This is a genomic window from Haloferax profundi (assembly GCF_001469865.1).
Classification (GTDB): domain Archaea; phylum Halobacteriota; class Halobacteria; order Halobacteriales; family Haloferacaceae; genus Haloferax; species Haloferax profundi.
Genome location: NZ_LOPV01000140.1, coordinates 1 through 21,137 on the forward strand (window position 1 = coordinate 1; position 21,137 = coordinate 21,137).

Genomic DNA, 21,137 nt, shown 5'->3' on the forward strand with positions numbered 1-21,137 from the left:
GGAGGCAATCGGCCCGATGCTCGTCGGCATGAACAAACCGGTGCACGTCCTCCAGCGCGGTGACGAAGTGAAAGACATCGTCAACTTGGCGGCGACTGCCGTCGTGGACGCGCAAGAAGAGTAACTGGTGATTGCTGTGCCGAACCGAGCGTAGCGAGGTTCGGACGTTTTTCCCTCCACCGTGAGACGCGATGCGTCTCACGAGCCTCCGTTCACTACCGCTCACGGAGACAGGTTTTTGCGGTGAGGGTGAGCGGAGCGAGTGGATTTTTTCAGACGTACTCTCGGAATCGACCATGCACATGCCGCGCAATCGAGGCGCGTGTTCAAGAGACAGGGAGCGAGAGGTATCCTATGGAGGTCACACTCGCCGCCGCGGCACTCGTCTTCGGTATCGTCGCGTTCGGCGGTTTCGTCACCGGCGTCAACGGGTTCGGCTTTTCTGTCGTCGGGACAGCACTCCTCGCAGCGACGATTGGCCCGCAGACGGCCGTCGTCGTCATGATTCTCCCGATTCTCGCCGGTAACGTCTCTCTCGTTCGAGAACTCGACCGGACGAGTCTGGAGTCGTGCGTGCGTCGATTCTGGCCGTACGTCGCGGCAGCGCTCGTCGGGACTGTGGTCGGAATGCTCCTGTTGTCGGCGATTCCCACCCAACCGTTGACGCTGGCACTCGGCGTGTTCGTCCTCGTCTACGTCGTCTTCTCGCAACCGTGGGTGTCGATTCCGGGTACGCGTCGCCTGCGTGACATCTGCGTCACGGAGCGGACGGGGGTAAAAGCAGTGCTGGGCCTCGTTTCGGGCTTCATCTTCGGCGCGAGTAACGTCGGCGTCCAGGTGGTCGCGTACCTCCAGTCGCTGAGATTGAACCGCTCGACGTTCGTCGGCGTCCTCGCGCTGATTTTCCTCGGTATCTCGACGGTTCGGGTCGTCGTCGCGTCCGCGCTCGGACTGTTCGGTGGCGGTGACGTGTTGATGCTGTCTGCACTCGCCGCAGTGCCGGGACTCGTCGGTGTGAGCGTCGGAAAATGGGTTCGCCCGCGAATTCCGGTGTCGTACCAACAGGTGGGGACGATGGGGCTGTTGCTCGTCATCGGTCTCCGATTGACGAGTCGAGGAGTTGGGGTCTGAAAACGCGAGAGACTGCCGTGACCGCCCGTGTTTTCGGTCCGGGTGGAGCGGACCAAACGGGAGACGCTAGTCGTCGCTCGCGTGCCCTTCGCACCGCGATGGTGGGAGATAACTCACGTCGTTGTCCGATTCGAGTCCGAGGGGTTCCGGGAGGACACACCGGTCCGGTTTCCGATTGACGTGTTCGTACTCTCTCGGTGAGTTCGCGAGTGGATGCGCCGGGTTCTCTCTGCTGTCGATGCGGGCGGCGCGGACTTCCCCGAAGCCGGCGATTCGCGCTTGAATCCCCCGCCAGTGATGTTCACTGCCCGCGGGAACGACGATTCGTTTCGGCGACTTCCAGTCGGGGTGGTCACCTGCGAGCACCGCGTTGTTGACGTTCGCGGCCAGGTCGTCGTGGTCGACGAGGACGCCGACGCGGGCACCTGGCGGCGCGCGGTGGGCGAGCACGTCTAACCCGAGGTGGAGCGCGCGATACTCGGAGATGTTGTTGTTCGGGGCAACGTCTTGGAATGCGATACGGGCGACTCGCTCGCCGTCACGGGTCTCTATCACGACACCGAGTCCGCCGCCGTTCGGTCGATACGACCCGTCCGTCGCGACGTAGAAGTGACGGTGGTGGGTCCGCGGCGGGTGCGCGATGTGCGGCGTTGGCGACTCGTCGAACAAGTCCCTGAGGGTGGGACGGCCGGTCACGGCCATACGAATCGTTCCGCGATGGGAGCTAATAAGCGTACCCCGTGTTGGAGAGGGGTGCACACTATGTTATATGGCATCAATATATAGAGGCGGTTCTGCAGATTCGCCGTCTGCAGGCAATGGATATAAGAACGACCGACTCAATCTACCTGCGATGACTGATAACGATTCACATGTTGGTAGGCGAACGTACCTCAAGCTAGCAGGCGGCGCAGCAGCGTCTGCCGCACTTGCGGGGTGCGCGGGCGGTGGCGGTGAAGAGACTGAGGAGACGACCACGGAAACCGGTGGCGAGGAGACAGAAGAGACCACCACGTCGACGCCAGAGGAGACGAGCGAGTCGTTCGACGTGACGATTACGCAAGGGCAGATGCCCTCGGGTCTCGACCCGCAGGACCACCGTGAGACGCCGACGGACATCGTCGTCTTGCACGCGTACGAGGGTGTACTCACTCGTGACGCTGCTGGCGCGATTCAGCAGGCACTCTCGACGAACTACGAGCGAATCGAAGGCGAAAACGCGGTGCGGTTCGACCTCCGTGAGGGCGTCACCTTCCACAACGGCGACGAACTCACGCCCGAAGACGTGGCATACAGCATCAACCGCGTCGTCGACGAGAGCGTTGGCTTCGCAAGCCCGCAGGCAGACCAACTCGCTGGTGTCGCCGGCGCAGAGGTCATCGAAGGCGAGATGGCCGTCAAGGTCAACAACACGTCGCTCAACCCCATCGTGTTCTCTGAGTTCGCGACCTACCTCGACGTCATGCAGCAGTCGTGGGTCGAAGAGAACGACATGGCGTTCATCAGCCAGAATATGAACGGCACGGGTCCGTTCCAACTCGACTCCTACACCGAAGACGAGGAAGTCGTCCTCACGCGCTACGACGATTACTGGCGGGAACCCGCAGCAGTCGGTACGCTCACGTTCCGTGCCGCGTCCGAGGCGAGCACGCGCGTGAACCAACTTCTGCAGGGCGAGACGGACGTCGTCGTCAACGTTCCACCGCAGGAAGTCCAGCGTGTCAACAACTCCGAGGGTGCGCGGGTCGCCGCAGCACCGTCCACGCGTATCATCTACAACGCGATGCGCTACGACCTCGAACCGTTCGACTCGGTCGAGTTCCGGCAAGCGATGAACTACGCCATCGACTTAGAGAGCATCGTCCAGAACGTCCTCGGCGGGTTCGGTGCCGCGACGAGTCAACCGACGCTCCCCGAGTTCGTCGGCCACAACGCCGACCTCGACCCGTACCCGTACGACCCAGACCAGGCAGAGCAACTCGTCGAAGACTCGGGGTACGCCGGAGCAGAAATCGAACTCCACACGCCGGTCGGTCGCTACCTGAAAGACCTCGAAATCGCACAGGCAGTGGCAGGCTACATCGACGAACTTCCGAATGTGACGGCGACGGTGCGCCAACGCGACTTCGGGTCGCTCGTCGACGAACTCCTCGCCGGGTCCATCGAGGCGCGCCCACCGTGGTTCCTCATCGGTTGGGGTGAAGCGACCTTCGACGGCGGCCTCGTCATGCAGGCGCTTCTCGCATCTGACGGGACGCTCACGACCTGGCAGAACGAAGAGTTCGACGCACTTCTCGAACAGGCCGGCACCCAGTCTGGCGACGAACGCGACGCGACGCTGCAGGAAGCCAACGCACTGGCGCACGAAGAGTGCCCGTGGATCTTCCTGAACCAACAGTTCAGTGTCTACGGTGTCAACGACGCCATCGCGTGGGAGGCCCGCTCCGACGAGCGTATCGACGCGTACGATATGAGCCAACAGTAGTCGATGTCACTGTCGAGGTTCCTCATCAAACGCTCGCTCCAGGGCCTATTCGTCATCTGGGGAGTCATCACCGTGGTCTTCGGACTGCGGTTCATCTCGCCGGGTGACCCGGCGAACGTCCTGTTGCCACCGGACGTCGACCCCGAGGTCAGAGCGCAGGTCATCGCCGAACTCGGGTTGAACGAACCCCTGTACGTGCAGTACTGGGACTTCGTCTCGGGCATCCCGGTCGGTGACCTCGGCCTGTCGCTCGTGACGCGAACACCAGTCGCATCTCGCGTCGTCACGAAACTGCCGGCGACACTCGAACTCGCGATTGCGGCGACCATCGTCGCGGTCATCATCGCGATTCCGCTGGGCGTCGTCTCGGCGACGCGACGACACCAACCGGCCGACTACAGTGCGACGGTGTTCTCGCTCGTCGGCATCAGTACGCCGAACTTCTGGCTGGGCGTGATGCTCATCCTCGTGCTCGCCGTGCAACTCAACTTGTTCCCGACGAGTCAGCGACCCATCGGTATCGATGGGATCGTGCTGCTCCTCGTCGGTGGGAACCTCAGTGCTGCATTCGACGGGTTCACCACGTGGTTGTGGCACATCACACTGCCCGCTATCACGCTGGGAACCTACTTCACTGCGCTCATCACGCGCCTCACTCGCAGCGGAATGCTCGACCAACTGGGCCAGACGTACGTTCGAGCGTCGCGAGCGAAAGGACTCCCAGAGACACTCGTCCGCTACAAGCACGCGCTTCGAAACACACTCATCCCGGTCATCACCGTCATCGGTCTCCAACTCGGTACCCTCATCGGCGGGGCCGTCATCACGGAGGCCGTCTTCGCGTGGCCGGGACTGGGGACGCTCATCATCAACAGCATCAACGCACGCGACTGGCCGGTCCTTCAGGGGTCGCTCATCGTCGTCGCGGTTGGGTTCGTCCTCGTGAACATCCTCGTAGACGCGCTGTACGCCTACGTCAACCCACAGGTGGCATACGATTGAACCAGGTCGTTTATCGATGATATCGGAACGAACACGCAGAAACCTTCGCCGGGAACTCCAGCGAAGTCTTCTCGCGAAGATTGGCATCGTCGTCGTCGTCTTCATGCTGGCGATGGCCATCTTCGCGCCGTTTATTTCGCCGTATAGTCCGGGACAACAGAACCTCGAAAACGCTCGTCAACCCCCCATCGGGTTCAGCACGAAAGAGACGAAGGAGGTGACGAAGATGGAAAACGGGAGCGTCGTCATCGAAAACGGGCAAGTCGTCACCGAAGAACAGACTGTGTACACGAACGCGACGTTCGCCCATCCGCTCGGCACCGACGGTAACGGGAGAGACATCCTCTCTCGCATCATCTACGGTGCCCGAACGTCCATCCTCGTCGGTCTCTTCGGCACCTCGCTCGCCGCGCTTATCGGCGTCCTCGTCGGTCTGTCCGCAGGGTTCTACCGCGGACGCGTCGACGACGTGCTGATGCGCGGTGCAGACATCATGCTCGCGTTCCCGTCGCTCGTCCTCGCAATCGCCCTCGTGGGTGTGTGGGGACAGGCACAGGCACCCATCCCCGACCCGTTCGTCGTGTCCGGTATCGCCCCCGCGTTCCGGTCCGCCGTCGGGTTACCGACAGGCATGCCAGAGACCGTCGTCCTTCCCGGGACGGTCATCGTTGTCGTCGCTCTCGTCAACTGGGTGTGGTTCGCCCGCGTCTCACGCGGTGAAGCACTCTCGATACGGGAAGAAGAATACGTGAAGGCCGCACGTGCCCTCGGCGCGAGCGACGGGCGGACGGTGCTCCGGCACGTCCTCCCCAACGCAATCACGCCCATCCTCGTCCTCGCGACGATTCAGGTGGCCGCGATTATCCTCCTCGAGTCCGCACTGTCGTTCCTCGGGTTCTCCGGGGCGGACGTGTCGTGGGGCTTCGACATCGCACTCGGTCGGCAGTACCAGTCGACTGCGTGGTGGATATCGACGATGCCCGGTCTCGCCATCGTGGTGACGGTCATCGGCTTGAACCTCGTCGGCGACTGGCTCAGAGACGCACTCGACCCCGGAATCGAGGGAGAGGGGGGTGTCTGAGATGGCAGACCCAATCCTCAAAGTCCGCGACCTCACGACCCGATTCTTCACCGAAGAGGGACAGGTCAACGCTGTCGAACACGTCTCGTTCGACGTCGAAGACGGAGAGATATTCGGCATCGTCGGCGAGTCTGGGTCCGGCAAGTCGGTCACCGCACTGTCGGTCATCGACCTCATCGAATCACCCGGTCGCGTGACCGACGGAGAAATCTGGTACCGCAACGAGACGCTCGCAGACGAGTTCCGGGGGTCGACCCCCGACGCCGTCGACGGCGACTTCGTGGACGTTCGGCGACTCCCGAAAGGCGTCCGTCGGTCACTCCGCGGGCCGTCGTTCAGCATGGTGTTTCAGGACCCGATGAGCAGTTTCAACCCCTCGCTCACCGTCGGCGAGCAAATCGCCGAAGCGGTCGAGGTGCAGCGTCGAGCGCGGTCGAACCCGCGAAGCACGCGGTCACGAACACAGGGATACGGCCTCGGCAAACTCGTCGCCGACACGCTCCTTCCATCGCAGCGTTACGTCTCCGACGAGAGCATGGACCGAGCGGTCGAACTCTTAGACCAGGTGGGTATCCCCGACCCAGAGGACCGCGCCGAAGAGTACCCCCACCAGTTCTCCGGTGGGATGCTCCAGCGAGCGATGATTGCACAGGCGCTCGCCGGCGAACCCGACATCCTCGTCGCCGACGAACCGACCACCGCCCTCGACGTGACTATCCAAGCGCAGATTCTCAACCTTCTTCGTGACCTACAGGAACACGAGGGGATGAGCATCCTGATGATCACCCACGACTTGGGTGTCATCGCCCGCATGTGTGACCGCGTCGGCGTCATGTACGCCGGCGAAATCGTCGAGCGAGGACCACTATCGGATATCTTCGACAACCCGGTCCACCCGTACACGCAGGGGCTTCTCGGGTCGATACCCGACGTCGACGACCCCTCGACTCGCCTCGAACCCATCTCGGGGAACGTGCCGAGTCTCATCGACTCGGAGATGCCGAACGCGTGTTACTTCGCCGACCGGTGTCCCAACGCCATGAACGACTGCCTAACCCGGATTCCGGAGTACGAACTCGACGGCCGACACAGCGTCCGCTGTGTGCTCGCCGAACGAGAGTACGACCCGAACGACGCCATCGACACGGAGGTGTACGCCGATGACTGAACCAAATGAAGTATCGTCGTGCTCGCCGGAACGGAGTTCCGGGGGTGTACGCCGATGACTGACTCACTCCTCGAAGTGCGTGACCTCCAGAAGTACTACTTCGAACGCGACACGTTCGTCGACTCGCTCCTCGGCCGCGAGCGTCGGAGTGTCAAAGCAGTCGACGGCATCTCGTTCGACATCCAACCCGGTGAGACCCTCGGACTCGTCGGTGAGTCCGGGTGTGGGAAGTCAACGACTGGTGAGACACTCCTCCGCCTCCGCGAGGCGACCGGCGGGTCCGTCCGATTCGACGGGGAGAACGTCTTCGAGATGGATTCAGACGAACTCAAGGCGTTCCGTAAAGACGCCCAAATCGTCTTCCAGGACCCGTTTTCCAGTCTCGACCCCCGGATGACCATCGGCGACATCATCGCCGAACCGTTGAAGATTCACGGCATCCCAGAGGGCGCAGGCGACCAGTCCAAACGGGAGTGGCGACGCGACAAGGCCGGAGAGTTACTGGAACGCGTCGGCCTCTCGGCGAACCAACTCGACCGGTATCCACACGAATTCTCCGGCGGGCAACGCCAGCGCATCGGTATCGCGCGGGCACTCGCGCTCGAACCCGACTTCATCGTCCTCGACGAACCGGTCTCGGCGCTCGACGTGTCCGTGCAGGCGCAGGTGTTGAACCTCCTCGACGACCTGCAGGACGACTTCGGCCTGACGTACCTCTTCATCGCCCACGACCTCTCGGTCGTCCGGCACATCTGTGACCGCGTCGCGGTGATGTACCTCGGCAACATCGTCGAACTCGGCCCGACCGACGAACTGTTCGAGTCTCCGAAGCACCCGTACACGCAGGCACTCTTGGAGAGTGTTCCCCGCCCTTCGACCGCCGAACACGGCCGTCGGGTGGAGGCGCTCTCCGGGGACGTTCCGTCACCGCGAAACCCGCCGTCTGGGTGCCGGTTCCGAACGCGGTGCCCGAAAGTCATCCCACCCGACGACCTGAACATCGACCAGGCGACGTATCGCGCCGTCATGGACCTCAGAGATGCCCTCGTCGTCGGCGACGTCAACCCAGACCACATCTGGGAGGCGGCAGACCCCGAACGTGTCGACGAAGAGGCGTTCATCGAGGAGGCACGGTCACGACACGTTGCCGCCGAACTCCGAGGAGAGGTGGCCGGCGCCGTCGATACCGCGCTCGGACACCTCGCAGAAGGCGACGAGGAACGCGCCCGAGAGACGCTTCGGCGTCGCTTCGAGAGTCCGTGTGAGACGCGCCGCCCCGCCGTCGGCGACGCGCCACACCCTGCCGCGTGCCATCTCTTCGAGGGGTCCGACGAGGTGACCGTCATCGAGACGAACGAGAGCGCGGCAATCGAAGCAGACGACTGAGCGGCACCCCGGACTTTTTTGGGACGAACCGTCCCTTCGATGTCCGTCGGATTCCGGCGAAACGACCCCCCATCGAAACGTTCAGGCTCCCACCGACCACATCACCGCTGTGACACGGTACCGCAATCTCGGACTCTTCGTCGTCCTCGCCGCTATCTGGGGGTCTGCGTTCATGGCTATCAAGGCCGGACTGGAGTTCTTCCCGCCGGTCCTCTTCGCTGCCCTCCGCTACGACGTGGCCGGGGTCATCATGCTCGTCTACGCCGTCTACGCCACCGACTCCCCGCTTCCACGCAGTCGTGCAGACTGGACAGAAGTGACCATCGGGGCCGTCTTCCTCATCGCGGCGTATCACGCCCTGCTGTTCGTCGGTGAGACGGACCCTGCGGTGACGAGTGCTGCTGCTGCCGTCATCGTGAGTCTCAGTCCGGTCCTCACGAGTGGATTCGCGCGAGTGTTCCTCCCGAGTGAGCGACTGACGCCACTCGGTATCGTCGGGTTACTCCTCGGACTCGTCGGTGTCGCCGTCCTCTCCGAACTCGACCCGAGCAACTTGCTCGCGGGCGGCACCGTCGCCAAACTCCTCATCCTCGGCGCGGCGGCGGCGTTCGCTTTCGGGTCGGTTCTCACCCGCCGTATCGACTCAGACATGCCGATAGAGACGATGGAGGCGTGGTCGATGCTCGGAGGCGCACTGCTGATGCACGCCATCTCCGTCGGGATGCGAGAGTCGTTCGCCGACGTCGTGTTGAACACGGAATCGATTCTCGCACTCGCGTACCTGTCGCTGGCGGCGAGCGCAATCGGCTTTCTCATCTACTTCGACCTACTCGAACGCCTCGGCCCAATCGAAATCAATCTCGTCTCCTACGTCGCGCCGATTTTCGCGGCACTCGCAGGGTGGGCCTTCCTGAACGAGGTACCGACCCTCGCTACGGCCGGCGGGTTCACACTCATCTTCCTCGGGTTCGTCCTGCTAAAACGCGGTGCGATTCGACGTGAACTCCGCCACCGATTCGGGAGTGGTGCCACACCGACCGACTGAGCGAACGCGACTCGTTACTCGTCGAGACGCTCGACCGATTCGACTTCCCCGACCATCGACCAGCCGTCTTCGCCCGGGGCCTGTCTGCCGACGATGACTGCCTCGTTGTCCTCCGTCGTCGCAAATCGATACAGTGCATCGTCGTCCTCGCGGGTCCCTTCTGCTTGAAACTCTGTCTGGAAAAACTCCGCACTCTGGAGAGCGAACCGTCCCTGTAGTTCCTCGTCGACGACGAGGTACATCGCGTTCGGGTGGATGTTGTACATGCGCTTGGCGACGCGGTTGAGGTCGGGCATGGTTCGGCAGTCGTGCCGACAGAGTAAATCGATAGGGGAAGTGCTTCTGGGTCAGTCGACCCGGTTAGAAGTTCCTTTCAGCGGTGTAAGCAGGCGTCGCGAATCCCCGAAGAACCGCTCTCCGACCCTCCTTTGGCTGTTCCTAATTCGACGCCCGAAGCGGTCGATGTCTCGTGGTTTGTCTCTGTCTAACGTCACGATGCCGCGAGATATTCAGGGGTTCGACACAGTTCAATATTACAGGCAATCATATCGAACAAAAACGTTAGAAGCGCCGATAAACTGTCCAGTGCTCTCTCGACAGACGATAAAATTTCACATTTATCAGAATATCACGGGTAAACGAGGATGAAATGAAGCGAATTCTCGCACCTAATTATGACCCCTCCCATCGTTATAGAGAACGCAGGTTCCCCCGCTATGTCAAACTCGTCAACCAACCTCCCACGCGAACGTCTCTCCGACCTCCGAGAGATGGTCGCAAACGAACAGCACCTTCCAGTCGGTGTCCGCCTCGTCGCAGCGCCACTCAGATTCGTCGGCTTCTGGGCCGCCGTCGCCCTCCCATTTCTGTACGTTCCACTCCTGTTCGGTGGGCTCGAAGCCAGCGAACTCACGGTCTTCGTGGCGCTCGTCGCACTGAACGCACTCGCCCTCGTCATCGGTCACAACTACGCGCGTTCGTGAATCACCTACGGAGTCTGGTGGTTCGAGAGAACAATGCTCTCCTCTCACCCCGGAAGACTACGTCTTCCGCCAACCCCAAGGCTTCCCGTTTCTACGACGCACTTTGCAGATACCGAATGGGTATCCGCAGGGAGCGCGGTCTCCACGGGCGTTGATTCGGGCCATCCCAGCCCTAACTTAGAAAATCCTCTCTGCAAGACGTTTAACGAAGCATTTGCGTCACGGTCACACTCAAACCCACACGCTGGACAGGAGTGTTCACGAACCCAGATTGGTTTCTCAGACACCATGCCGCACTGAGCGCACTCTTTAGTTGTTCCTCGTGCTTCCACCTGTACGACGTGACAGCCGTGGATATCTGCCTTATATTCGAGGAGCGTGATGAACTGACGCCACGCTACGTCCTGCTTGTTCCGAGCGTTTCCGGCGTTCTGAAGCATACTCTGAACATTCAAGTCCTCCACGAACACAGCATCGTACTCCTTGACGAGCCAGGTAGAGAGTTTGTGTTGATAGTCCAGTACCTTCCGTCGAATCCGACGTTTGACTTTCGCTACTTTGACACGTTGCTTCTCAAAGTTATTCGACCCCCTCCGCTTCCGAGACAGCTTGCGTTGCTCACACCGGAGTCGTTCATACTCTTCTTCGAGATTAAGCCAATCAACCGTTATTCCATCAGAGGTGTGGATGTAGTTGAGGATACCGAGGTCAATACCGACGCTGTTGCTTGTGTTGAGTGAATCCAACGCGGGCTTCCCAGGTAGGTCAGAGTCGTCGTTTTCTAACCCAAAAGAGACGAACCACTCGCCGGCCGTCTCCTTCTTGATGGTGACCTCTTTTATTGATCCCTCGTCGGGTATATCGCGATGAAGGCGAATCGGGACATTGCCAATTTTGGAGAGAATGAGGGTTGCATGTCGGCCACTCGTGTTTTTGAGCTTGAAACCAGACTGCGAATACGTCATACTCTGAAACTCCCGTGGAGCCTTCCACTTGAGCGACCCCACTTTCCAACCGTTCGCTTTTTGGATGGACAGGTTCGACAGGTTCTGATAAAACCGCGTGACTGTCCGCTGAAGTGCCTTTGAATGCACTTCTTTGAATACCGCAAATTTATCCTTCCAGTCAGTGAGACGTTCGTGATGTTTGTACGCTGACCCGATATTGTCAGCATCAACGTGTGTATATTCGTAGCGCGTGTAGTTGTATGCTTGGCGATGAACGTTGATGTGGTATTCCAGTTCAGCCCCTACGGCTTGTGTTGGGTAAGCACGGTAGCGGTGACTGTATTCCATCGCTGTCTGTCGATTAGATGTGTGCTGGCTTAATGCTTCGTTTTACGAGTAGCTTGATTCATCTCCGAGTTCAAGCCGGGGAATTCTCCTTGTATTCTGTAAGCTCGCGTCTGCCCTCCTCTGACCGACGTTTTTCGACCTCCTATTCTCCAATTAATCTGGACAGTCCGCCGTGAATCGAGGTTCTTTACCGCGCACCGCTCGTCGAGTCGCGTATGTCGCTCGAGATGGTCCCGTTGGGACGAACCGGAACGAGCGTTTCGGAGATAGCGTTCGGAACGTGGCGATTCGGCCGGCAAAACGACACCGGTGAGGTGGAAGTCGACGCCGAACAGGCGCACCGACTCCTCGACGCCTACGCTGCTGCGGGTGGGAACTTCATCGACACTGCAGACATGTACGGCGATGGTGCGAGTGAGTCGTACATCGGTGACTGGCTTTCGACCCGCGACAGGGAGGACTTCGTCGTCGCGTCGAAGATATTCTGGCCGACCCGCGAGGACGCCAACGGCCGTGGCCTCAACCGGAAGCACCTCCGCCGACAAATCGACACCATCCTCGACAGACTCGGCACCGACTACGTGGACCTGCTGTACATTCACCGCTGGGACGACGACACCCCAGTCGACGAGTTCATGCGCACGCTCGACCAGTTCGTCCGCGACGGGAAGGTGAACTACCTCGGAACCTCCACACTCGAACCCAACGCGTGGAAGGTGGTCAAGGCGAACGAACTCGCAGACAAGCGTGGCTACGAACCGTTCCGTATCGCCCAACCTCGGTACAACGTGGTCAACCGCGAAGTCGAAGGCAACTACCTCGACATGTGTGCGGACTACGACATCGGTGTCATCCCGTGGTCGCCGCTCGCCGGCGGGTTCCTCACCGGCAAGTACGCCCGCGACGAGACACCACCGGCAGACTCCCGCGCCGCGAACGACCAGCGATTCGCGGACTCCTATCTCACGTCGGAGAACTTCGACGCACTCGACGCCGTGGAGTCTGTCGCCGAGGAAGTCGGTGCCTCGCCCGCGCAAGTGAGTCTCGCGTGGTTGATGCACCACCCGCAGGTCACCGCACCCATCATCGGTGCCCGAACAGTCGACCAACTCGAAGAGAACCTCGTCGCCGCCGGTGTCGACCTCTCGGCCGACCAGTTCGAGCGTCTCTCGGCCGCAAAACGATACCTCACGGTCTAGGCCCCGTCTCGAACCGTCAGGTGTAGGTGTGCCCGGTGGATACGACCGGCCATGACCGACGACGCGTTCGACCCCGAGGCATACGTCGCCGAACTGCGCGAGAAACGGCGCGAGAAAGACGAATTCTTCGACTCGCACCCGCAGTCACCGATTCCACCAGCAGAGCGCGACGCCTTCGACGGTCTGGACTACTTCGACCCCGACCCGGACTACCGCGTGTCGGCCACCGTCGAGACGCACGCCGACCCGGAACCGGTCGTGATGGACACCTCTGCGGGACGCGAAGTCCGGTACCTTCGCGTCGCGACGTTCCACTTCGAACTGCGGGACACCGACCTCGAACTCGGGGCGTACCAGCAGGAACACGACGACTCGCCGACGCTCTTCGTGCCCTTCCGCGACAAGACGACGGGCCAGCAGACCTACGACGGCGGCCGATACATGGAACTCACCCCGGACGTGCCGCTTTCGGACCTCGACGATATCGTGGTGGACTTCAACCTCGCGTACAACCCGTTCTGCGCGTTCACGGACACCTTCGACTGTCCGCTGCCGCCCGAAGAGAACTGGTTATCCGTCGTCGTGCCCGCAGGCGAGAAGAAGTACGAGTCGCCGTAGCGAGCAAAAGCGCAAGTTCCATATTCTCCTGTTCCGGAGAGGCAATCATATGGGACTGTTCAGTTCGCGCAACGCGCTCATCGGAATGGCGCTGATGGTCGTCGGAACCCTCGCAATGCTCCCCTCCCTGCTTCCAGGCGCTACACAAGTGATGTCGTACGCCCTCGTGTTCGGCGCGGCGGCGCTCACCTATGGGACGTGGCTCGTCGGCACGTCCGAAGAAGGTCGACCCGTCTGAGGCAGACGCTCTTTGCGGGTATCGGCGTCGAAAAAAAGCGGAATTTTAACGGCTTTTAGGCGTCCGGTCCACTCCACTTCTGGAGCGTCGCGGACGTGGAACCAGATTCGTCCGTCCAGACGATGCGGACGGTTTGGTCATTGAGTGTTGTTCCTGTAGCATTTGGTCGAATCGTGACGAATGACCCTGCTTGCACATCGCCGCTACTGCCTTCGAGCACTGTCCAAGAGAGACTCTTAGCAGCGTCCGTGTCAGCTACATTATGGCTCTTGTTGTTGAGTTTGATTCCTGCCGTCACATTCATCTGGTCGGAACTAATCGCGGCCCCACTCTCGTGCGTGATTGTGAGGTTCCCGTCCAAGCTAGAGTTGTAATCGAAACTAAAACTCGCTTGTGGAGTTGTCGCCGTCTGATCGCCAAGACCGAGGACGAACGTCCCAATAACGGCGGCAAGGATAACTGTAATGGCAACCATCAGAATAACCCCGATGACCGGCGATACCGCGTCGTCGTCTGTGAGTAAGTCTTTGAAGTTCATAATTGCTGAATGTGTGCTCTCTTGAACATTCAACATAATTGAACCTAAAGCTACCGGGGATTGTAGTCGGAGAAAACGGGTGACGGAAAGAGTTGCTTCCTGCTTAGGCGTCAGGACCAGACCATTTCTGGAGCGTGGCGGAGTTGGATCCGGACTCGGAGGTCCACACGATGGAGAACGTCTGGTTGCTTAGGTCAGTATTGCCCGTCGTGTTGTAGGCTTTGATAGAGGTGCCAGCAGAAATTTTGTCGTCTGCGGCATAGCCCCACTCGGTGAAAGCGTTCGACGTTCCGTTGTTGTCCGGGACGTCTGTCACCGAGTAGTTCTGGTTGGACTTGAGCGAGATGCTTGATGCCACGATTGATTCACCGCTTTCGTGGGTCACCGTGAACACGTCTTGCCCGCCGTCAGTGTCCTGGAAGTCGAACGAGAAGGACGCCTGCGGTGCTGTTTCGCTCACTTGGTCGCCGAGACCGAGGACGAACGTCCCGATGACGGCCGCCAAGATGACTGTAATTGCGACCATCAGGATGACCCCAATGACCGGCGATACCGCGTCGTCGTCTGTGAGTAAGTCTTTGAAGTTCATAATTGCTGAATGTGTGCTCTCCTGAACATACAATACAATTGAACCTAAAGCTACCGGGGGTTGTAGTCGAAGAAAACGAGTGACGAAAAGGGTTGCTTCCTACTTATGCGTCAGGACCGGTCCACTTCTGGAGCGTAGCAGAGTTAGACCCACTTTCAGAGGTCCAGACGACGCGGAACGTTGAGTCGTGGAACGTGTTGTTTCCAACTTGAACCGAGTTCCCGGCAGTGACATCACCCTCAATACCCATGTCAGCGAAAGATTTGGTGGAGTTATAATTCCCATCCGGAGTCCCCGACGTGATGCGGTCGAACTTGGTCGAGGATGTCAGATTGATCTGTTCTGCGTTGATTGCGGTCCCGCTGTCATGCGTGACAGTGAGGTTATCATTCGGTGACTGATTTTGGTAGTCGAAGCTGAAACTCGCCTGCGGTGCCGTGTCACCAACTTGGTCGCCGAGACCGAGGACGAACGTCCCGATAACGGCGGCAAGGATGACAGTAATCGCGACCATCAAGATGACTCCGATGACCGGCGATACCGCGTCGTCGTCAGCGAGGAGGTCTTTGAAATTCATCTATCCGTTGTAGGTCCACTTCTGGAGCGTGGACGAGGTACTACCACTTTCAGACGTCCAGACGATCCGCACTGTGTCACCGTCGGCGAACGCCGCATCAGGCTCTATCACTGCAGATTCGCCCGCACTAACTTTGTTGTCAGCACCAGTGTCGAATGACGCGTCAGACGGAATCTTATCTCCAGTAATGTTCAACTGGCTAGCTGGAATCGCTTCACCACTTTCGTGGGTAATTGTGAAGTTTTCAGTGTCAGTGCCACTATCGTAGTCGAAGCTGAAACTCGCTTGCGGTGCCGTCTCGCTCACCTGGTCACCGAGACCGAGGACGAAGGTCCCGATGACGGCCGCCAAGATGACGGTAATCGCAACCATCAGGATGACCCCGATGACTGGGCTGACTGCGCGGTCTTCTGTGAAGAGATTTTTGAGTTGCATTGGTTGTCCGACACCCGGACGGTACGGTTGATGCCGGACGCACTGGTGCGCTCTGTGTCGCACGAGGAGGGATCGACCCCTCGCTCCCTTGCCCGGTTTCCGTCGCGGTGTGTCTAATCGATTGGTTACTCTGGGGTTACTTAAAGATGGGTGCCAAATTAATGGGATATTACGGTACGTAAATTCACACTTAATATACTCTTTATAATGTCTTTAAGTAGTGAATGTCGTCTCAAACTATGACACTTTGTTTACTATGTTGACATTTGTGTTTTGATTGACGTGTCTGAAGCTCTGTGAGAGAGCCAAATCCGATGAGGTGAACAGGGAAATGTGCAATACAAAATGAATCACAACGAGAGTTCAGTTAACCTGCCCGACAGATAGCCAAGTTCTACATCCCACTATAGTCATGTACACCCACAAAGATTCCCCGGAAGACAAAGCGTGTTCAGCCGGTATTTCGGCACCCATCGAATAGCCATATCCGACAGGCAATTGTAGACGTCAAACTCGGCTCTCAACGACCACCACTTCAAGTCGAGCAAGCCCCAGCAAACAGGCGTCTCACGTCGAATCACGGGAGAGAGGTAGTCATCAAATCGAACTGAGCGCTTACGTTGACGAGCCACCAACACGCTGCCAAGTAGAAATCCAAAACGGGGGGTACACCCCATGTACAACGAGGTGTACCGGCGAATGGCGTCAGAAACGTGGGGCAACAAGTGGGGACAGAACGTGGTTATCGACGAATTCGCCAACCCTCACACTGGCCGAATTGCTCACCGAGACGCTCTCAATGGCGAAATTGGAGGAATTGGCGAGACGTGCATCAACAGATGTCGCCGAACATCCCGCGTGTATCTACACCCACGATAGCCACGGAGAGTCTACACCCTTGCGGGGAATCGTCGTGGGTGTACACCCCTATGGTCGAGGGGTGTAGCGGGCGTATCTGTGAATACACCCAATTTCGAAGGGTGTAGAAAACAGCGAAAACCAGCAGGGGTGTAGCGTGTCATAGTGGCTACGACGCCCCTGCAATTCCTCAGCGTAGTCATGAACCCACCGTCACTCACACGAGGAACTCCCAAACGAGCATCCTCGAACGAACTCAGAGAATGGGATTGCCAAACAGTCGTATAGTGGATATGAAACCGAGGATCCGATAGCTGTGTGTAGTAGCTATGCATCGACAGATAATCCACGATAGAGGCGAAGTCAGTCATGCTGGCGTATGGATGGCCACCGGTTGTCGCAGCTCCTTTTTCACCCCTGATTGCCTTGGTTGGCGACGGTCTCTCGTCGTGTGACTGGGAACCGAACCCGAATAACAACCCAAAGTGGTGAAAAACTAGCGGGAACAAAACATGAAGTTGGACGCGTCGAGCGTACCGAGCGACGAGTCGAGAAAAGAAATCGATTAGATAGCCGGTCTACCGACCGGCGTGTGCTAGCTATCTATTCAGCACTCGGACCAGCCGCAGTTCTGGCAGGTCTTGCAGCCCTCGGAGTAGTAGAGGTTCATCTCTCCACACTCGGGACACTCGGGGCTCTCACCGGCCGCCAGCAGGTCGGCAGTCGCGTCCTGCGTCGGTTCGGTGTCGTCGTTGGAGCCCGTGTCGACGGCGACGCCGCCGTCGGTCTGGTCGGCCTCTGCGGCCTCGGCTTCGACTTCGGTCAGGTTCTTCTGGCGCGGGTAGCCCTTGTCGATGTCGCCGTCGAGGTACCGGCGCATCGCGGTTCCGATGGCGTCCGGGATGGAGTTGATCTGTTCACCCTTGTCCCAGGCGACTTTCGGACTGCGGATACCCTTCAGTTCGTTCGCAATCTCTTCGGGGTCGACGCCCGAGCGGAGTGACGTAGAGACGGTCTTGGCGAGTGCCTCGGTGAAGGACGCCGTGAAGCCACCGGAGTTCCCGATGTTGGCGAACAGTTCGAACGGTTCGCCGTTCTCGTCTTCGTTGATGTTGACGTAGAGTTTCCCGTAGCCCGTGTCGATGCGCTGGGTGACGCCGTAGAGTACGTCCGGACGGGGTCGCTTCTTGCCGACGTCGCTGGGCGAGTCGGCGAAGGCGAGTTCGAGTTCACTGCCGATGAGGTCTGCTGCCTCTTCGCTCTCGAGGAACGCTTCCACGTCGCCGAACACGTCGCGAATCTGCGAGACGATGGCCTCGGCGGCCTCTTCGTCGTCGGAGAACTCGGTGTTCTTCGCGCGCGTCGTGAGGACCTGCTTCGAGCGCGTGCCGTCGCGGTAGACGGTGACGCCCTTGCCGCCGTGGTCGTAGATGTAGCGGTAGACTTCGTCCATGTCCTCCTTACTGGCGGAGTTCGGGAAGTTACACGTCTTGGAGATGGCGGAGTCGACGCCTTCCTGAAGCGCACACTGGACGCCGGCGTGTTCGATGCCGGCGAGGTCCGACGTGACGACGAACAGTTCGGAGATAGCGTCCGGAACCGACGTGAGCGAGGAGACACCGTCGAACTCGTTGTTGGCCATCTGTTCTTGCGCCTCGCGCTTGACGGCCTCGACGTCGATGTCGTTGGCCTCTAACACGCGGAGGAAGTAGTCGTCGAACTCGACGAGCATCTCGTCGCCCTGCACGTCGTCGGAGACGTTCTTGTAGTAGGCGACGTTGTAGATAGGCTCACAGCCACCGGTCGTGTTCGACACCATCGACGTGGTGCCCGTCGGGGCGATGGTCGTCGTGTTGTGGTTCCGGATGGGGAAGCCATCTTCCCAGTCGTCGGCGGACTGGCCGGTGTGGTGTTCGAACCACTCGCGGTACTCGGTCGGGTTGGCGTACTTGGAGTCGTCCCACGCCTCGAACGACCCGCGCTCTTCGGCGAGTTCGTGCGAAGCCCACTTGGACTGGTGGTTGATGTGGGTCATGAGTTGGCGCGCAATCTCGTTTCCTTCGTCGGAGCCGTAGCGGACACCGAGTTGGATGTAGAGTTGCGCGAGGCCCATGATGCCGAGGCCAATCTTCCGGAGTTCGCGGACCTTCTCTTCTATCTTCTCGACCGGGAAGTCCGACATCGTGACGACGTTCTCGAGGAAGCGCGTCCCGTTCTCGATGCGGTAGTCGAACTCACTCCAGTCGACGGCGTCTTCGAGGAAGGCGTCGACGGCGGCCGACAGGTCGTCGTACTCGCCACCGTGCTGGTCGTACCAGACGCGCCAGTCGGGCGACTCGGTGTCGGCGAGCGTCGAGAGGTTGATGTGGCCGAGGTTACACGCCTCGTACTCTTCGAGCGGTTGCTCGCCGCACGGGTTCGTCGCGAGGATGCGGTGGTCGGGGTGCTTCTCGACGTCGAAGGAGTGTTCCTTGTTCGCGCGTTCGAGGTAGACGACACCGGGTTCGCCGTTCTCCCACGCACCGTCGATGATCTGGTCCCAGATTTCGACCGCAGGGATGGACAGCACTTCGCCGACTTCGACGTACTCGCCGAGGCCGAACATCTCGTAGATCTCCTTGGTCTCGGGCGTGGCGACGTGCGGTTCTTCCGTGCGCGGGTTCGTGAAGACGAACTCCTCGTCGTTGTACAGCGCCTCCATGAAGCCGTCGGTGATACCGACAGAGATGTTGAAGTTCGAGAGGTGGCCTTCGACGGCGTTCCGGAGGTGCTTGGGGACGCGTCCGTCCTCGTCGATGAGTTCGCGTGCCTCTTCGAGGGCGTCTGCGAACTTCGTGTGCGTGAAGTCGTCGGGGTCGTTCAGGCGCAGCGTGTGCGCGAGCGACACGTCCTTGTTCTTCGCGTGCAGGAACTGGATGATGTCGGGGTGCGAGACGCGCATGACGCCCATCTGTGCACCGCGGCGGGCACCACCCTGCGCGATGGTCTCACACATCTGGTCGAACGTCCGCATGAACGTGATGGGGCCGGAGGCGATACCGCCAGTCGACCCGACTGCGTCGCCGTAGGGGCGGAGTTTCCAGAACGCGTAGCCCATGCCACCGCCGGACTGGAAGACCTCTGCGGCCTCCTTCGCAGTCTGGTGGATGTCGGTGATGTCGTCGCCGGGCGAGTCGACGAAACACGCCGACAGTTGCTGGAGTTCGTCGCCAGCGTTCATCAGGGTCGGCGAGTTCGGCATGAACGAGAGTTGTTCCATCATGTCCTGGAACGTCTCGCGCTTCTCGACGACGACGTCACGAACTTCTTCGGGGAGTTCGGGGACGAGCGTCTCGTAGGCGAACTTGTTGACGTTGTAGATAGAGAGGGTCGCCTCGGCGTCCGTGTCGTCGGCGGTGACGCCTTTGCCGAAGACTTCTTCGGCGAGTTCGTCGCGCCGCGGGTGGTCGGGCTTGATGAGGTCGGGCGTGACGGTAATCTCGATGTCGCGTTGTTCGGCCTCGAAGACAGCCTCGGCGAGGGCGATGTTCTTCGCGACGCGCGGGAAGAGGTCCTCTTGCGTCTCGATGAGGTCACCGTTGGCGTCCTTGCGGAGATAGCGCGCGGGGAGGATGTTGTTGTAGGCGTTTCCGGTCATCCGCTCCGCGAGCGTCTCGCCTTCGGTCCGTTTGACCGGCAGGACGAGTTCGTCGGTGGAGAGTTCTGCGTCGCTCATCTTACTGTACCTCCTGCCCGAATCGTGTTCGGACATCGGTGTGTCGTAGACTTCGTGAAGTTCCGCTCATTGTGACGATATTGGTGTGTGGGGCGTGGTCGGTTAAGGCTTCGGACTCCGGGGCGTTTCATCCCCGAAACTATCACATTTTGTGCAGTTTTGAGGAAGGCGAACGACCGGGTCCGAAACGCACATTTTTCCTAGAGGTGACCAGAGCACATAACGGTAGTCAGAGCGGAGTGGAAGTAAAATAATGCACCGTATAATCGCATCACAGCGGCACAATATGCAGTAGAACGTGAGGGGGGACGAGAGGGCGCTGAGACCGTCACATGGGGGTGTGTCCCGCATTCGAGTGAAGAATATAAAGGAACCCGTGACTGAACGAGCATCAGGAAGTATCAGAATTCGTATGTTGCGTATTTCCCCGTGCGTGAGGGTGCTAAAACCCACAGGTTCGGGCGGTCGAACGAGGCCAAAAACGTGCGACGGTATCGTGCCACAAACTTATTCGCCTCGCCGGTACCATATTCAGGTATGGTACTTTCCCCCCTCGTCCTCGTACCGTTGCAACTCGGCGGGTTCTTCGCCGGCCCACTCGGACAACTGTTGTTAGTGGTCGTCGCCGTCGGCGTCGTCGTCCTCGTCGGCCGAATGGTGTTGAAGATCGCGTGGCGACTCGTCACCATCGCGGCGGTCATCATCGCCGTGTTGCTCTTGCTGTCGTTCTTCGGCATCAACGTCCTCTGAGTGAAAAACTAACGACGGCGCCCCCGATTCTGGGTGTTCGGACC

21 protein-coding genes are annotated in these 21,137 nt (G+C 59.7%); 13 read left to right on the plus strand and 8 right to left on the minus strand.

Features of this window, described 5'->3' with window-relative positions:
- A partial coding sequence (locus tag AUR66_RS20480) for a phosphate acyltransferase (RefSeq protein WP_157533024.1) occupies window positions 1-124 on the plus strand: 124 nt, incomplete at its 5' end.
- A 230-nt stretch (window positions 125-354) separates the two neighbouring features.
- On the plus strand, window positions 355-1,131 hold the full coding sequence (locus AUR66_RS07215; protein WP_058571796.1) for a sulfite exporter TauE/SafE family protein: 777 nt from the start codon (window positions 355-357) through the stop codon (window positions 1,129-1,131).
- A 66-nt stretch (window positions 1,132-1,197) separates the two neighbouring features.
- Here AUR66_RS07215 and AUR66_RS07220 read toward each other — a convergent pair whose 3' ends face one another.
- A complete protein-coding gene (locus tag AUR66_RS07220; RefSeq protein WP_058571797.1) occupies window positions 1,198-1,833 on the minus strand; it encodes a hypothetical protein in 636 nt (211 codons plus the stop codon).
- Window positions 1,834-1,984: 151 nt separating this feature from the next.
- Here AUR66_RS07220 and AUR66_RS07225 point away from each other — a divergent pair, with 151 nt between their 5' ends.
- The 6 genes from AUR66_RS07225 to AUR66_RS07250 all read left to right on the plus strand — a co-directional run bounded on the left by AUR66_RS07225 (window position 1,985) and on the right by AUR66_RS07250 (window position 9,298).
- Window positions 1,985-3,616: an ABC transporter substrate-binding protein gene (locus tag AUR66_RS07225; protein WP_058571798.1), complete on the plus strand. Its 1,632-nt coding sequence runs from the start codon at window positions 1,985-1,987 to the stop codon at window positions 3,614-3,616.
- Window positions 3,617-3,619: 3 nt separating this feature from the next.
- Entirely contained in the window at window positions 3,620-4,618 is a 999-nt protein-coding gene (locus AUR66_RS07230; protein WP_058571799.1) for an ABC transporter permease, read from the plus strand.
- 16 nt (window positions 4,619-4,634) lie between these two features.
- Window positions 4,635-5,699, plus strand: coding sequence for an ABC transporter permease (locus AUR66_RS07235; protein ID WP_058571800.1), 1,065 nt, complete (start codon window positions 4,635-4,637; stop codon window positions 5,697-5,699).
- A gap of 1 nt (window position 5,700) precedes the next feature.
- A complete protein-coding gene (locus tag AUR66_RS07240; RefSeq protein WP_058571801.1) occupies window positions 5,701-6,867 on the plus strand; it encodes an ABC transporter ATP-binding protein in 1,167 nt (388 codons plus the stop codon).
- 54 nt (window positions 6,868-6,921) lie between these two features.
- Entirely contained in the window at window positions 6,922-8,253 is a 1,332-nt protein-coding gene (locus AUR66_RS07245) for an ABC transporter ATP-binding protein (RefSeq protein WP_058571820.1), read from the plus strand.
- Between the two features lie 109 nt (window positions 8,254-8,362).
- A complete protein-coding gene (locus AUR66_RS07250; protein ID WP_058571802.1) occupies window positions 8,363-9,298 on the plus strand; it encodes a DMT family transporter in 936 nt (311 codons plus the stop codon).
- A gap of 14 nt (window positions 9,299-9,312) precedes the next feature.
- On the opposite strand, the gene AUR66_RS07255 is transcribed toward AUR66_RS07250, so the two are convergent.
- Window positions 9,313-9,594, minus strand: a complete 282-nt coding sequence (locus tag AUR66_RS07255) for a hypothetical protein (RefSeq protein WP_058571803.1) — start codon at window positions 9,592-9,594, stop codon at window positions 9,313-9,315.
- A 420-nt stretch (window positions 9,595-10,014) separates the two neighbouring features.
- Here AUR66_RS07255 and AUR66_RS07260 point away from each other — a divergent pair, with 420 nt between their 5' ends.
- On the plus strand, window positions 10,015-10,281 hold the full coding sequence (locus AUR66_RS07260; RefSeq protein ID WP_058571804.1) for a hypothetical protein: 267 nt from the start codon (window positions 10,015-10,017) through the stop codon (window positions 10,279-10,281).
- 44 nt (window positions 10,282-10,325) lie between these two features.
- Here AUR66_RS07260 and AUR66_RS07265 read toward each other — a convergent pair whose 3' ends face one another.
- Window positions 10,326-11,576 (minus strand): RNA-guided endonuclease InsQ/TnpB family protein, encoded by a 1,251-nt coding sequence (locus AUR66_RS07265; protein ID WP_058571805.1) that lies wholly within the window; start codon window positions 11,574-11,576, stop codon window positions 10,326-10,328.
- 215 nt (window positions 11,577-11,791) lie between these two features.
- Here AUR66_RS07265 and AUR66_RS07270 point away from each other — a divergent pair, with 215 nt between their 5' ends.
- The 3 genes from AUR66_RS07270 to AUR66_RS07280 are packed head-to-tail and all read left to right on the plus strand — an operon-like array spanning window position 11,792 to window position 13,631.
- Complete coding sequence (locus AUR66_RS07270; protein ID WP_058571806.1) at window positions 11,792-12,775, plus strand: aldo/keto reductase; 984 nt, start codon at window positions 11,792-11,794, stop codon at window positions 12,773-12,775.
- A gap of 51 nt (window positions 12,776-12,826) precedes the next feature.
- The gene (locus AUR66_RS07275) at window positions 12,827-13,393 is read left to right on the plus strand and encodes a DUF1684 domain-containing protein (RefSeq protein WP_058571807.1); all 567 of its coding nucleotides are present in this window, start codon (window positions 12,827-12,829) and stop codon (window positions 13,391-13,393) included.
- Window positions 13,394-13,442: 49 nt separating this feature from the next.
- A complete protein-coding gene (locus AUR66_RS07280; protein WP_058571808.1) occupies window positions 13,443-13,631 on the plus strand; it encodes a hypothetical protein in 189 nt (62 codons plus the stop codon).
- 55 nt (window positions 13,632-13,686) lie between these two features.
- Here AUR66_RS07280 and AUR66_RS07285 read toward each other — a convergent pair whose 3' ends face one another.
- The 5 genes from AUR66_RS07285 to AUR66_RS07305 all read right to left on the minus strand — a co-directional run bounded on the left by AUR66_RS07285 (window position 13,687) and on the right by AUR66_RS07305 (window position 20,343).
- Window positions 13,687-14,169, minus strand: coding sequence for a type IV pilin (locus tag AUR66_RS07285; RefSeq protein WP_058571821.1), 483 nt, complete (start codon window positions 14,167-14,169; stop codon window positions 13,687-13,689).
- 103 nt (window positions 14,170-14,272) lie between these two features.
- Window positions 14,273-14,758 (minus strand): type IV pilin, encoded by a 486-nt coding sequence (locus tag AUR66_RS07290; protein ID WP_058571809.1) that lies wholly within the window; start codon window positions 14,756-14,758, stop codon window positions 14,273-14,275.
- 103 nt (window positions 14,759-14,861) lie between these two features.
- Window positions 14,862-15,335 (minus strand): type IV pilin, encoded by a 474-nt coding sequence (locus tag AUR66_RS07295; protein ID WP_058571810.1) that lies wholly within the window; start codon window positions 15,333-15,335, stop codon window positions 14,862-14,864.
- Complete coding sequence (locus AUR66_RS07300) at window positions 15,336-15,770, minus strand: type IV pilin (protein ID WP_058571811.1); 435 nt, start codon at window positions 15,768-15,770, stop codon at window positions 15,336-15,338.
- Window positions 15,771-17,235: 1,465 nt separating this feature from the next.
- Window positions 17,236-20,343, minus strand: coding sequence for an adenosylcobalamin-dependent ribonucleoside-diphosphate reductase (locus AUR66_RS07305; RefSeq protein WP_058571812.1), 3,108 nt, complete (start codon window positions 20,341-20,343; stop codon window positions 17,236-17,238).
- Window positions 20,344-20,880: 537 nt separating this feature from the next.
- Here AUR66_RS07305 and AUR66_RS07310 point away from each other — a divergent pair.
- The gene (locus tag AUR66_RS07310; RefSeq protein ID WP_058571813.1) at window positions 20,881-21,093 is read left to right on the plus strand and encodes a hypothetical protein; all 213 of its coding nucleotides are present in this window, start codon (window positions 20,881-20,883) and stop codon (window positions 21,091-21,093) included.
- Window positions 21,094-21,137: the final 44 nt, after the last annotated feature.

Bases quoted from the DNA above. Each gene is read 5' to 3' on its own strand.
- AUR66_RS07245 (WP_058571820.1), top strand. From the start codon at position 6,922: ATGACTGACTCACTCCTCGAAGTGCGTGACCTCCAGAAGTACTACTTC.
- AUR66_RS07270 (WP_058571806.1), top strand. From the start codon at position 11,792: ATGTCGCTCGAGATGGTCCCGTTGGGACGAACCGGAACGAGCGTTTCG.
- AUR66_RS07240 (WP_058571801.1), top strand. From the start codon at position 5,701: ATGGCAGACCCAATCCTCAAAGTCCGCGACCTCACGACCCGATTCTTC.
- AUR66_RS07225 (WP_058571798.1), top strand. From the start codon at position 1,985: ATGACTGATAACGATTCACATGTTGGTAGGCGAACGTACCTCAAGCTA.
- AUR66_RS07310 (WP_058571813.1), top strand. From the start codon at position 20,881: ATGGTACTTTCCCCCCTCGTCCTCGTACCGTTGCAACTCGGCGGGTTC.
- AUR66_RS07275 (WP_058571807.1), top strand. From the start codon at position 12,827: ATGACCGACGACGCGTTCGACCCCGAGGCATACGTCGCCGAACTGCGC.
- AUR66_RS07295 (WP_058571810.1), bottom strand. From the start codon at position 15,335: ATGAATTTCAAAGACCTCCTCGCTGACGACGACGCGGTATCGCCGGTC.
- AUR66_RS07260 (WP_058571804.1), top strand. From the start codon at position 10,015: ATGTCAAACTCGTCAACCAACCTCCCACGCGAACGTCTCTCCGACCTC.
- AUR66_RS07285 (WP_058571821.1), bottom strand. From the start codon at position 14,169: ATGAACTTCAAAGACTTACTCACAGACGACGACGCGGTATCGCCGGTC.
- AUR66_RS07235 (WP_058571800.1), top strand. From the start codon at position 4,635: ATGATATCGGAACGAACACGCAGAAACCTTCGCCGGGAACTCCAGCGA.
- AUR66_RS07255 (WP_058571803.1), bottom strand. From the start codon at position 9,594: ATGCCCGACCTCAACCGCGTCGCCAAGCGCATGTACAACATCCACCCG.
- AUR66_RS07305 (WP_058571812.1), bottom strand. From the start codon at position 20,343: ATGAGCGACGCAGAACTCTCCACCGACGAACTCGTCCTGCCGGTCAAA.
- AUR66_RS07265 (WP_058571805.1), bottom strand. From the start codon at position 11,576: ATGGAATACAGTCACCGCTACCGTGCTTACCCAACACAAGCCGTAGGG.
- AUR66_RS07290 (WP_058571809.1), bottom strand. From the start codon at position 14,758: ATGAACTTCAAAGACTTACTCACAGACGACGACGCGGTATCGCCGGTC.
- AUR66_RS07220 (WP_058571797.1), bottom strand. From the start codon at position 1,833: ATGGCCGTGACCGGCCGTCCCACCCTCAGGGACTTGTTCGACGAGTCG.
- AUR66_RS07215 (WP_058571796.1), top strand. From the start codon at position 355: ATGGAGGTCACACTCGCCGCCGCGGCACTCGTCTTCGGTATCGTCGCG.
- AUR66_RS07300 (WP_058571811.1), bottom strand. From the start codon at position 15,770: ATGCAACTCAAAAATCTCTTCACAGAAGACCGCGCAGTCAGCCCAGTC.
- AUR66_RS07280 (WP_058571808.1), top strand. From the start codon at position 13,443: ATGGGACTGTTCAGTTCGCGCAACGCGCTCATCGGAATGGCGCTGATG.
- AUR66_RS07230 (WP_058571799.1), top strand. From the start codon at position 3,620: ATGTCACTGTCGAGGTTCCTCATCAAACGCTCGCTCCAGGGCCTATTC.